We start from the raw sequence: 12,110 nt of genomic DNA on the forward strand, positions 1-12,110 counted from the left end.
CTGTTTATTAAAAACACAGCACTGTGCAAAATCGCAAGATGACGTATACGGTGTGACGCCTGCCCGGTGCCGGAAGGTTAATTGATGGGGTTAGCGGCAACGCGAAGCTCTTGATCGAAGCCCCGGTAAACGGCGGCCGTAACTATAACGGTCCTAAGGTAGCGAAATTCCTTGTCGGGTAAGTTCCGACCTGCACGAATGGCGTAATCATGGCCACGCTGTCTCCACCCGAGACTCAGTGAAATTGAATTTGCGGTGAAGATGCCGTATACCCGCGGCTAGACGGAAAGACCCCGTGAACCTTTACTATAGCTTGGCACTGAACATTGAACCTACATGTGTAGGATAGGTGGGAGACTTAGAAGCAGGAACGCTAGTTCTTGTGGAGTCGTCCTTGAAATACCACCCTTGTAGTTTTGATGTTCTAACGTAGGTCCCTAATCGGGATTGCGGACAGTGCCTGGTGGGTAGTTTGACTGGGGCGGTCTCCTCCTAAAGAGTAACGGAGGAGCACGAAGGTTTGCTAAGTACGGTCGGACATCGTACGGTTAGTGTAATGGTAGAAGCAAGCTTAACTGCGAGACGGACAAGTCGAGCAGGTACGAAAGTAGGTCATAGTGATCCGGTGGTTCTGAATGGAAGGGCCATCGCTCAACGGATAAAAGGTACTCCGGGGATAACAGGCTGATACCGCCCAAGAGTTCATATCGACGGCGGTGTTTGGCACCTCGATGTCGGCTCATCACATCCTGGGGCTGAAGTCGGTCCCAAGGGTATGGCTGTTCGCCATTTAAAGTGGTACGCGAGCTGGGTTTAGAACGTCGTGAGACAGTTCGGTCCCTATCTGCCGTGGGCGTTTGAGAATTGAGAGGGGTTGCTCCTAGTACGAGAGGACCGGAGTGAACGAACCGCTGGTGTTCGGGTTGTCATGCCAATGGCACTGCCCGGTAGCTACGTTCGGAATCGATAAGCGCTGAAAGCATCTAAGCGCGAAGCGAGCCTCGAGATGAGTTCTCACTAGAGCTATAAGCTCTCTGAAGGGCCGTTGGAGACTACAACGTTGATAGGTTGGGTGTGGAAGCGCTGTGAGGCGTTAAGCTAACCAATACTAATTACCCGTGAGGCTTAACCATACAACGCCAAAGTGGTTTGTATGAAGCACTGATGAATAGCAAGAAGTTAGATAGAACTAAAGTAGACGAATTGAATATCAGCCTTCCGAATTTTAGTTAATTGCGAGCGTGATTAACGAACCAAATTTGCTTGGTGACAATAGCGTTTTGGACCCACCTGATCCCATTCCGAACTCAGTAGTGAAACGAAACAGCGCCGATGGTAGTGTGGGGTTACCCATGTGAGAGTAGGACATCGCCAGGCTCCTAATTTAAGATATAAAAATAAAAACTATAGAAATATCAAAACAGATTTTCTTGGTGACAATAGCGTTTTGGACCCACCTGATCCCATTCCGAACTCAGTAGTGAAACGAAACAGCGCCGATGGTAGTGTGGGGTTACCCATGTGAGAGTAGGACATCGCCAGGTTCTAATTTAAAGAAGCCTCTGAGAAATCAGGGGCTTTTTGCTTTTCATAATTTAAAATATCGAAATAAATAACACTCACTTGTAAACTATATAGCTTAATCTTTTATTTATAAATGTTGCAATCCCGAAAAGGCTGGGCCAAGTTTGCGACTTAATTGAGTGTAAAACAAGTCATGATGTTCACTCTTAAGATAGCAGTTATTAAACAGTCCTAGCTATGCTTTGAACAATAAAAAATACCCTACATTATCGATTATATTAAAATATTGTGGTGCAGTTGCACTGGTTTAATATAGACAATTAATTTTATTAAAAACTCATTTGCCCGCATCTTTTATGCTTGTTCTATAATTATTGAGAATCAATTCATCGTATTCCTTTTTACTGACTTATTTAAAACGCTCAATAGAGAATGGGTTTAACTCAATATTGGTTTTCTTATCAATGAGTAAATCTGTTATTAATTTTGCTGAAAGTGCGGCTAGGGTTAGACCTAAATGCTGATGCCCTAAATTAAAAAAGATATTGTTGTGCTTTGATGATTTTGAAATGATAGGTTTTGAGTCCGGTAAGCTAGGTCTGCAGCCCATCCACATAATTCTATTTTTATCTTTGGAGCAAGTTGAAATCGATGGCCAAATAGCTTTGCCTAAAGTAAGGAGTGCTTCAGCTCTCTTGTAGTTTGCTGGCTGAATTAAACCTGCAAACTCCACTGTTCCTGCTAAGCGAAGTCCTTCAGTCATCGGAGTCATAATAAATTTTTTATCAAATGATGCTATTGGGATTTTTGGCATTGATGAGCTGTTTACCATCAAATGATATCCTCGTTCTGCCTCAATGGGGATTTGGTAGCCTAGATATGCACAAATATTTTTGCTAAAAGCTCCCGCGCAAACAACTAACTTATCAAACGGTTGAGAATTTTGATCGTTGAAGGTCAGTATTGGTTGCTGATTTAAGACGTATACCTCCCGCACTTCAGCTTTTTTAAATACAACGCCTAATTTTTCACATTCTTGATATAGCGATTGTGTTAATAAATAAGGATTGGCTGTGTGCCCTACCTCTTTGAAATAAAGAGCTGAATAAACTGAATGATCGATCCCTGGTTGAATTTGATCTAATTGACTGCGATTTAACAGCTTTACTGAGATATTTTCTTTTTGGTAAAGGGCGAAAATCTCCTTTGCTTGATTTGAACTTTGCTGTTCAAAGGTCAGAAGCGATCCTTTGAGCGTGAGAAGGTGATTTAAGTTCAGATCTGCGAGTAATTCCTTCCAAGCAGGTATTGCATTATTATTTAAATTTTTCAGCGCTTGTTTATTCTGGTTATAAGTAGGTCGGTACATATTAACTATAAACTTAAAAAACCAAGGTAGTGCTTTGGGTAAGTAGCGAATTGAAATCCTAAATGGTCCGAGAGGATCAATTAGCATTGCTGGAATTTTTGGTAATAAGCTACTGTCTGCAAGTGGAAAAATTTGTTCGGTAGCAAAGTGGCCTGCGTTGCCTTTAGAGCAGCCTTCTCCAATCCCTAATTTATCAATCAATGTCACTTGATAGCCCGCTTTTTGTAACTGAAGTGCAGTAGTTACACCGATTATACCAGCTCCAATCACAGCAACTTGAGTGTTCTTTTTATTATCAATAGTCATATAAATTAAAAAATAGTTTGATATTGCATACAATATACATTACTTTATCTCTTATACAAGTTTGTTTATTATTTTTTGGAGAGATAAATGCGTCCTAATTGGCAAGGGGTTTACCCCGCTGTTTCAACTCAGTTTCATCAAGATTCAACAATTGATTTCGCTCAAAATGCAAAAATGTGGGAAAGCCTTATTGCAGAAGGTGTTCATGGGATTATTGTTTGTGGCACGGTAGGTGAAAACTGTTCGTTAACACCTGATGAAAAACGCCAAGTAATGAAAGCTGCGGTTGAAGTTGTTGCAGGTCGTGTGCCGGTACTTTCAGGTGTTGCAGAAACAACAACGGCCGCTGCAATTGCTTATGCAAAAGATGCACAAGAGATTGGCATTGATGGTTTGATGGTATTGCCAGGCATGGTATATCGTTCAACAGAAGCAGAGGCAATAGTACATTATCAACAAGTTGCACGTTCAACAGCATTACCAATCATGATTTATAACAATCCGGTCGCGTATGGTGTTGATGTATCGATTGCAGGCATGAAAGTATTGGCAGATGAACCAAATATCGTTTCTGTTAAAGAAGCGACTACAGATACCCGTCGTATTACTGAGTTGTTTCGAGAGTTCGGTGATCGTTTTATTATTTTTGGTGGCGTTGATGATATTGCCTTAGAAAGTTTAATGCTAGGTGCAACGGGTTGGATTTCGGGGTTAACAAATGTATTTCCACGAGAGTCAGTCGCTATCTTCAATCTCGCCCAGCAAGGGCGGTACGCTGAAGCGCTTGAAATTTGGCGATGGTTTTTACCTTTATTACGTTTAGATACCATTCCAACATTAGTGCAATGTATTAAATATGCAGAAGAACTTGCTGGTCGAGGCTCAGAGCGCGTTCGTGCCCCTCGCTTACCACTAGCTGGTGATGATCGTGCCTATGTTCAGCGCCTTTATAATGAAGCTTTAGAGCATAGAATTGATTTAACTAAATTTAATTAATCGGGCCAGCATTATTGAGTCATTGAAATTATGCCGAAGTTTTATTGGCATAATTTCAAATAATAAGAAAAAGGGATCAATATGATTAAAGGTACGTTTTTTTGTATAGATGCACATACCTGTGGTAATCCTGTTAGGTTGGTTACTTCAGGGCATCCGAGATTAAATGGTTATACCATGGGTGAAAAACGGCTCAGTTTTATTAATGAATTCGATTGGATCCGACAAGCATTAATGTTTGAACCGCGTGGTCACGATATGATGTCAGGTGCTTTTTTATATCCACCATGCACAGATAATGCAGATGTATCTATTTTATTTATTGAGACATCGGGTTGTTTACCTATGTGTGGCCATGGAACAATTGGCGCTTTGACTGCGGGACTTGAGGCGGGCTTGATTAAACCAAAAATTGAAGGTCGACTTATAGTTGATGTTCCAGCAGGGCAGCTTCAAGTGGAATATCAGCAAACAGGTGCAAAGATTGATTGGATTAAAATTTACAATATAGCGTCGTATCTAGCTCATCGGAATATTCAGATTGACGTACCAGAGTTAGGTGAGATCACCTTAGATATTGCTTATGGTGGAAATTTTTACGCAATTATAGAACCACAAAAAAATTACCCAGGCTTACCTTATTGGTCTCCAGATAAAATTTTAAAGTTTAGTCCTCTCATTCGTGAGATCGCAGGCAAAGCGGTCGATTGCGTTCATCCTTTAGATCCTAAAGTAAACGGTTTAACTCATGTACTGTGGACAGGCTCACCTCAACAGCCTAATTCAAGTGCTGCCAATGCGGTTTTTTATGGTGATAAAGCTATCGATCGTTCTCCTTGTGGTACAGGTACATCTGCACGGATGGCCCAGCTACACGCAAAAGGATTATTAAAACAAGGTGATAGTTTTATTCACGAAAGCATTATTGGTAGCCAATTTGTGGGAAAAATAGAATCTGTTACTGAGGTCGCAGGGATCAGCGCAATCATGCCTTCAATTCAAGGTTGGGCAAGAATTACAGGGCATAATCAAATTATTGTTGATGATAACGACCCTTATGCCTTTGGTTTTCAAGTAGTTTAAGGGGAATTGTATGTTATCAGGATTAAGTTTTATTAAAGGGCAGTGGCAAAGTAACTCAGATGAGGGATTTTACGCTATCAATGCGGTTGATCATAGCCAAATGCAGCCTAAGTTTCTCAATTGCTCGCCAGCACTGCTAGAGCTCGCCTGTCAGCAAGCGAGTGCTGCATTTATCATCTATCGACAAAAAACAGCATTGCAACGAGCGGACTTTTTAAATGAAATAGCACATCAACTAGCTTTAGTTGAACCGCTTTTAATTGAGCGCACCACACTTGAAACGGGCCTCCCTGTTACGCGCATTCAAGGGGAGCTAGGTCGAACAATTAATCAATTGCGGCTTTTTGCGTCAAACCTTATCAAGCAACCATCAGTTATTGCTCATGATGCCGCACAGCCAGAGCGTATTCCATTTGCTCGCCCAGAGTTAAAAATGGCGAAACTTCCACTTGGGCCTGTCGCTGTTTTTGGTGCAAGTAACTTTCCACTTGCGTTTAGCACGGCAGGTGGTGACACGGCATCCGCATTGGCTGCAGGATGCCCTGTCGTTTTTAAAGCGCATGTTGCGCATCCTGGTACTAGTGAAATTGTTGCCAGCGCTATTGAAAAGGCGATAAAAATCAGCGAAATGCCTAGTGGTGTATTTAGTTTATTACAATGTAAATCGTATGAAATAAGCCACAGTTTAGTAAAGCACTGCGCGATTAAAGCTGTTGGGTTTACCGGATCTTATCGTGTTGGTATGGCTTTGCTTGACTCAATAAAATCAAGACGCGAACCAATCCCATTTTATGGCGAATTAGGTGCAATTAATCCCCAAATAATTTTACCTCATTACATAAATAAAAAGTCAGTGACGTTAGCACAAGAGTTTGTTGCTTCTATGACCATGGGAGCGGGTCAGTTTTGTACTAATCCAGGTTTTTGGTTAGTAAATGAAGTTGAAGCGGCTGAATTTACTGAGAAATTAAAGCCATTAATCGAATCATCCTCCGCTCAAACAATGCTAACTCCCGGTATTTTAAAGGCTTATGATTTAGGTTGTCAGCGTTTAGCTGAGCATGCTGAGGTTGTTGCCAGTGGTCTTGTTGATGATAAAAAAGCATCGGTTCATTTATTTACGGCATCGGCAGAATGTTTTTTAGCGACTCCGGCATTGCATGATGAAGTCTTTGGTCCTGCATCGTTAATGGTTACTTATAAATCATTGGCTGAGGTTGCTGACATTATTGAGCAACTTGAAGGGCAATTAACTGCTTCAATTCATGGTAGTGTTGATGTGATTGAACAAAATAAATTACTCATCGAAGCTTTATCATTTAAAGTTGGCCGACTTATTTTTAATCAGATGCCAACAGGTGTTGAAGTGTGTGATGCCATGATGCACGGTGGGCCGTTTCCATGTTCTACGGATGTTCGAAGTACCTCTGTGGGGAGCTTTGCTATCGAGCGCTTTTTACGCCCAATTTGTTTTCAAAATCAGCCATAGTTTTATTATTGTTAGATGTAAAGCAGTCTTGATGACTGCTTTTTTCATTGCAGTTATAAATGATTCTTTTTGCCTCTGGTCTTTTTTTTTCAACTAGTTAAACTAGAGCGTATTATTTACGACATAAAAGAATTGATATGGCGCTGACATATAAAACACGTACAGAATTTGTTGTTGACGCAATAAGAGAGAAAATCCTAAAAGGTGAAGTAAAAGCTGGCCAACCATTAAGGCAAGCTGCATTAGCAGAAGAGCTTGATGTCAGTCGTATTCCTGTGCGCGAAGCACTTTTACAGTTAGAAGCCGAAGGTCTTGTTAAGTTTCAAGCTCACAAAGGCGCGATAGTAACTAAACTAGATGCTGATCACGTCGATGAATTATTTGAGCTTCGTGCAATGTTAGAAGCTGACGTGCTGACTCGTTCTATTCCGAATTTAACATCAGCACATTTTGCTGAAGCTGAAAGTATTTTAGCTGAATTAGAGCAATCACTGACTCATGAAGATAGCGCGAATTTATGGTCTGATCTGAATACTCAATTTCATGTTTGCCTTTACCAAGGCTGTCATAGACCTCAGACCATGGATGTGATAAGCATGCTTAATCAGAATGCAAGTCGTTATATTCGGTTGCATTTTTTACTTGCTGGCGGTATTCATAAAGCAGGTCCAGAGCATAGGCAGTTAATTAATTATTGTAAAAACCAACAGATTGATGAAGCCGTAGAAATATTAAAAAGTCATATTTTAGGCGCTAAAGACGAGATTAAAGCGTTATTACAACGACAAGATTAAAGCAAAAAAGGGCATTGAAAAAATGCCCTTTTTTATTCGCGATGCTGAGAGTCATTTTTTGAGTGTAGAAAATTAGCTTTTGAATAGCGGTTATGCACGCGTAAAAAAATGATCCACATTGCTAATATAATTAACACGCCAGCGAATAACATCACTAAATTATGATCAACCCATGTCATTAAAACAACCGCAAGCAAAAACATAATGAACGGCTTAAGCTCATACCATTTGGCCATATTGCCGTTATTTTGACGATTAAACTGTGGATCTGTGCGTCTAAAGTGTGATCTTAGAACCCAAACTAAAGCACCAGCAATAAAAAATAAACTACCAGAAAAAGTAGCAAAAAAAGAAGGTTGATAAGTAATAAGGCCGTGACCGACCGCAAAGTAAATATAGGGTAAGCTTTCATAAACTGGTTTACTTAACACAATAGAATCCCTCCAACATGGCGTAGTTAAAGCTTAGACTCTAAAATTCATTTAAGCGAGTGCGAAAAAGTTGTGAGGATTGTTGCGACAAGTAGGAGCTTGATAAGCTGAGAAAAATAACTTTTTATTTATCTAATCTCAGCTAAATTCAAGTCTTTTAAACGTAAATTTTATTGTTCTTTGGTTTGTTCTTGTTTTAACTGCGTTTCTTGCCAGCCAAGCCAATCACCTTCTAAATGTTTTATATTCGTAAACCCTAAATCAATTAGTGCCTGCTCAGCAGCTGCGGCTCTTCTGCCTGAGCGGCAATAAACGATAATTGGTTGGTCTTTTTGATAATTGAGTACTGCGGTATTATTAATAATTTCTAAGTGAGGAGTGTTGATTGCACCTGGAATATGCCCATCTTTAAATTCTTCATTTGAACGCACATCGAGTAGCATTACGCTGTTATTTTTTTGTGCCTCAATTAACGTTTGTTGACTGACAGTGGGGGTTGGTGCAGCAAATATTTTAGGGCTTACAGATAAAAATAAGGCTGAAGAGAGTAATAAAATAGTTAATTTCATTTTTATAACCTGAAGAGTTTTAGTTGGTCGAGTATAGCATTAAAACTCTTCGGGTTAGAGGTGCTTAGCTTTTACGTATTTTAAAATCTAATTGCACTGTCAAAGGTCCTGCAACCACAGCATGTCCATTTTCAAATTTTGGGGCGTAGCGCCATTTCTCGAGCGCCTTAATTGACTCTTCTTCAAACTGAGATCCACCCACTGAATCTAGCACGACAATGTTTTTAACAAAACCAGCGGCAGAAACATCAAACTGCATTTGCACCCAGCCATCTTTTCCTTGTTGGGCTTTTGCTGTCGGATAGCGGGGCTCTTGACGATATAAAGGTGATGGTTCTAAATCTTCTTGCCAAGGCACCATTTTTGCTATTGCTATACAGTGCTTTGTTGCTTCATCACTTTTTCCTGTATTTTCATACAGCTCAACTAAACGAGAATGGGCGGCAAGTTCATAAGGGTGATCAAATTCTAAATTATTATCAAACACTGTAACTATTTCATTTAGCCGTTCAATAGCTTCACTGTTTTTGTTACTTCCTTTAGCTATAGAGGCAAGTAAAAAGTTAGATTTTACACGCTCCATGGTGTTTTCGGGTAATAATTCACGGAGCATTTTGTCAGCTGTAGAGGCGTGCTTTTTTGCAACGCGATATTTTTTATCGCTAAAGTGGTTAAAAAGGTGTGTTGCAGCTTGATAGTGAAGGTCTGCTTGTAACGTAGGCTTTGCTTCACTTAACTCGATAGCCTGCTTGAAGTAGTGAGCTGATTCATTAGCTGATAATGTACTTTTAGCCAAGCCAATGAATACCTCTATCAGTTCAATATCTTTATCAGAGTAATGTTTTTCGTAGATGGCTTGGGCTGCTGTGTACAGTTCGAATTTTAATGCTCTTGAGTTGTCGTTAAAAAAGTCTCTTTGGACATCAGGTAAAGCAAGTGCATAACTAATAGCGAGATTAGCTGCATTAATTGATTTTTCGCCGTAGAGCTCTTTACCTAGAGTTAGGGCTTGCTTGGCTAATTCAATGGTTAGTTCGGAGTTTTTTGCGTTTTGAGCTTGCTGGAACTGTTGATAAACATTCGTAAATTTGGCATGTAAATCAGTCGCTTCGGCAAAGGAGTAGCTTGTGGTGAGGCTCAGTGCGAATAGTAAAGCGAGTTTTTGTTTCATATTGTTATCCTTTTTTTTATATGTTCGTCCCTAATTTTTATTTTAAAAGAGTTCTTAAAAAATATCTATACCAAACAAGTTTGAGCGCAGGTAGGCGATAAGTGAGTTACTCCTCACGGACATAGTTCACTCGATGGTTGAGGTGAATAAACGTTACTAACGCAGCAGAAGTTTCAGGTTATTAGGGGAAGTTACGCTTACGTTGTGCTTAGCTAGGAGCGAGGTGTCATACCTTATAAATCTTTATTGCAAATAATAAAATGCTCAAAATCTACTTGCATTATCGCTGCGCAATCCCAATATATTACTATCAACATAGTGAGTATAAATAAAAGCAGCTTGGTATAGAGCTTGGCGCTGAAATTAGCTTTTGTTATATTATCACAGTATTATATATTTTAATTTGGATACGTTGTGGCTGAAGTACGAGCAAGAGTCCAGCTAAAAGTTGGCAAACAGAGTACTATTCCTGCTGAAATCCTGTCATTTTCAGGTTTGCAAGATGGTGTTGAGCATGTGGCTTTAGTGTTTAATCAAGCCGATAAAACGCAAGATACGCCATTAATTCGCCTTCATTCAGAATGCCTTACGGGCGATGTATTTCATTCATCACGCTGCGATTGTGGTGAGCAGTTGAATGAATGTATCGAAAAAATGCATCAACAAGGTGGTATTTTGCTTTATCTTCGCCAAGAAGGTCGAGGTATTGGTTTATACAATAAAATAGATGCTTATGTGTTACAGTCGCAAGGTATGAATACTTATGAGGCTAACAATCATTTGGGTTTTGCTGATGATTTGCGTGATTTCTCAGATGCTGTGTTAATGCTCAAGGCGATGAATATTGATAATGTTCAATTAATGACAAATAATCCTAAAAAACTAAAAGCGCTTAAAGATGCAGGCATTACAGTGCGTAACTTAGTTGGTACACATGCGCATTTAAAAGAGGGTAATGAGGCTTATTTGGCAACAAAAGTAAAACATGGCTCGCATATGCTGGATTTAAGTAAAACAAAAAAGTAGCATAGCAACTTAAGAGTTGGTTTAAATCGCTCACATTTAACAAAATACAAAAACGCACCTCAAGTTGGTGCGTTTTGATTTTAATTTAAGAGTAAATAAGATAAAACAATGGCGATAGAGCAGCGAGTTTATAAAGCCCAAGCGGGAGTGGCGTGGTTTAAAGCCGCTTGGCAGGTATTTAAAATGCAACCCGGTACGTTTATTTTAATGCATGCGGTGATGGGCGGTCTTGGTTTAATTGCTATTTTCTTTCCGCTTTTACAAATAGCGGCAGGGCTGGCAACACCATTTTTAACAGCAGGCTTCTATCAAGCTATTTTATTACGTCAGCAAGGTAAAAAAATTACCGCAGCAGAGTTGTTTGCGCCATTTGGCCAAGTTGGGCGTCGTCTTGGTTTGTTTCGTTTAGGCTTGTATCAAATAGGCGCGGGGATTTTACTCGCTTTATTAGCAAGTTGGTTGTTTAAAGATGCAATTGCAGTGCTTGAGCAATATGCTGCCCAACCTGAAATTGCGGCGCAGCATTTAGTTGAGACATTACACTTTTCAAATATTGTATTGTTCATCAGTGCATTATCGTTTTATTTAATGTGTTTTGCTTATGCGGTGCCATTGGTTTATTTTCACGGAACGGTTAATCTGATCGACGTATTTAAAGCCAGCCTTTCGGCGTTTTGGCATAACATGGCAGCTATTGGTGTCTATGGTGCAATCTTTACTGGTCTGATGCTAATCAGCCTGCCGTTATCATTTATCCCTTTATTTTTTATTATGCCTATTTGTTACATTGCTTTTTTTATCTCATTTCAAGCCATGTTTATGAGTACTATCGTTGTTGATACGACGACAGACGACAGACCTGCTTCCTCGGGGCGATTCGACGCTTAATGGATGATAAAGAAAAGCAAAAATTAAAAAATTACGTGCTCTGGTTGTTGTCTCGGCAAGAATATTCGCGTCGAGACTTAACCTTTAAATTACAGCAAAAAGGCGCATCAGCTGACTTTATCGCAAGCTTACTCGATTGGTGTGAGCATCATTCGTTTATAGATGAAAAGCGATATTGTGAAAGTTTTATTCGCCGCCATCTGGCAAAGCTTCATGGATTGAAGCGTATCCAGGCCGAAGCTGCGGGCAAAGGAATTGAGCGAGCCTTACTTGAAACCACGTTAGATGAGATGGAAATTGACTGGTATCAGCAAGCCCAAGCAGCATATAATAGGAAGTTTTCTGGAATTACTGGAAACCTTGAATTCAAAGAAAAAGCAAAAATTTTGCGTTATTTGATGTATCGAGGTTTTAATCATGAACAAATAGAATTTGCAATGCAAACAGATCCGTCAGACGAGTGA

General features: G+C 39.9%; 11 protein-coding genes and 3 rRNA genes (1 of these 14 cut by a window edge). 10 read left to right on the forward strand and 4 right to left on the reverse strand.

The features are described from left to right. The 3 genes from AC3KZC_RS03835 to rrf (AC3KZC_RS03845) all read left to right on the forward strand — a co-directional run. Nucleotides 1-1,133: ribosomal RNA gene (locus AC3KZC_RS03835) — 23S ribosomal RNA — on the forward strand; it begins 1,754 nt to the left of the window's first position. 129 nt (nt 1,134-1,262) lie between these two features. After that, nucleotides 1,263-1,377, forward strand: a 5S ribosomal RNA gene (rrf, locus tag AC3KZC_RS03840). Between the two features lie 52 nt (nt 1,378-1,429). Next, nucleotides 1,430-1,544 (forward strand): 5S ribosomal RNA (gene rrf, locus AC3KZC_RS03845). Nucleotides 1,545-1,933: 389 nt separating this feature from the next. On the opposite strand, the gene AC3KZC_RS03850 is transcribed toward rrf (AC3KZC_RS03845), so the two are convergent. Then, complete coding sequence (locus tag AC3KZC_RS03850; RefSeq protein WP_518525908.1) at nt 1,934-3,199, reverse strand: FAD-dependent oxidoreductase; 1,266 nt, start codon at nt 3,197-3,199, stop codon at nt 1,934-1,936. An 87-nt stretch (nt 3,200-3,286) separates the two neighbouring features. Between AC3KZC_RS03850 and AC3KZC_RS03855 the strand changes: the two genes are divergently transcribed. The 4 genes from AC3KZC_RS03855 (at nt 3,287) to AC3KZC_RS03870 (ending at nt 7,561) form a co-directional block, all read left to right on the forward strand. After that, the gene (locus AC3KZC_RS03855; RefSeq protein ID WP_490579605.1) at nt 3,287-4,195 is read left to right on the forward strand and encodes a dihydrodipicolinate synthase family protein; all 909 of its coding nucleotides are present in this window, start codon (nt 3,287-3,289) and stop codon (nt 4,193-4,195) included. An 81-nt stretch (nt 4,196-4,276) separates the two neighbouring features. Then, nucleotides 4,277-5,278 carry a 4-hydroxyproline epimerase gene (locus AC3KZC_RS03860; RefSeq protein WP_490579606.1) on the forward strand — a complete coding sequence of 334 codons (1,002 nt, stop codon included), beginning with the start codon at nt 4,277-4,279 and terminating at the stop codon, nt 5,276-5,278. Between the two features lie 10 nt (nt 5,279-5,288). Then, nucleotides 5,289-6,767 (forward strand): aldehyde dehydrogenase (NADP(+)), encoded by a 1,479-nt coding sequence (locus AC3KZC_RS03865; protein ID WP_490579607.1) that lies wholly within the window; start codon nt 5,289-5,291, stop codon nt 6,765-6,767. 137 nt (nt 6,768-6,904) lie between these two features. Beyond that, nucleotides 6,905-7,561: a GntR family transcriptional regulator gene (locus tag AC3KZC_RS03870; protein ID WP_490579608.1), complete on the forward strand. Its 657-nt coding sequence runs from the start codon at nt 6,905-6,907 to the stop codon at nt 7,559-7,561. Nucleotides 7,562-7,593: 32 nt separating this feature from the next. On the opposite strand, the gene AC3KZC_RS03875 is transcribed toward AC3KZC_RS03870, so the two are convergent. From AC3KZC_RS03875 to AC3KZC_RS03885, 3 genes are all read right to left on the reverse strand, one after another. Continuing rightward, nucleotides 7,594-7,992, reverse strand: a complete 399-nt coding sequence (locus AC3KZC_RS03875; RefSeq protein ID WP_490579609.1) for a hypothetical protein — start codon at nt 7,990-7,992, stop codon at nt 7,594-7,596. A gap of 170 nt (nt 7,993-8,162) precedes the next feature. Then, entirely contained in the window at nt 8,163-8,561 is a 399-nt protein-coding gene (locus tag AC3KZC_RS03880) for a rhodanese-like domain-containing protein (protein WP_490579610.1), read from the reverse strand. 64 nt (nt 8,562-8,625) lie between these two features. Continuing rightward, on the reverse strand, nt 8,626-9,732 hold the full coding sequence (locus AC3KZC_RS03885) for an energy transducer TonB (protein WP_490579611.1): 1,107 nt from the start codon (nt 9,730-9,732) through the stop codon (nt 8,626-8,628). Between the two features lie 414 nt (nt 9,733-10,146). On the opposite strand from AC3KZC_RS03885, the gene AC3KZC_RS03890 reads away from it, so the two are divergent. The 3 genes from AC3KZC_RS03890 (at nt 10,147) to AC3KZC_RS03900 (ending at nt 12,110) form a co-directional block, all read left to right on the forward strand. Further along, nucleotides 10,147-10,758 carry a GTP cyclohydrolase II gene (locus AC3KZC_RS03890; protein WP_490579612.1) on the forward strand — a complete coding sequence of 204 codons (612 nt, stop codon included), beginning with the start codon at nt 10,147-10,149 and terminating at the stop codon, nt 10,756-10,758. Between the two features lie 108 nt (nt 10,759-10,866). Next, a complete protein-coding gene (locus AC3KZC_RS03895; protein WP_490579613.1) occupies nt 10,867-11,646 on the forward strand; it encodes a BPSS1780 family membrane protein in 780 nt (259 codons plus the stop codon). Next, on the forward strand, nt 11,646-12,110 hold the full coding sequence (locus AC3KZC_RS03900) for a regulatory protein RecX (protein ID WP_490579614.1): 465 nt from the start codon (nt 11,646-11,648) through the stop codon (nt 12,108-12,110). Before AC3KZC_RS03895 ends, AC3KZC_RS03900 begins: the two co-directional genes overlap by 1 nt.

The organism is Pseudoalteromonas sp. J2K-J031 (assembly GCF_058197095.2).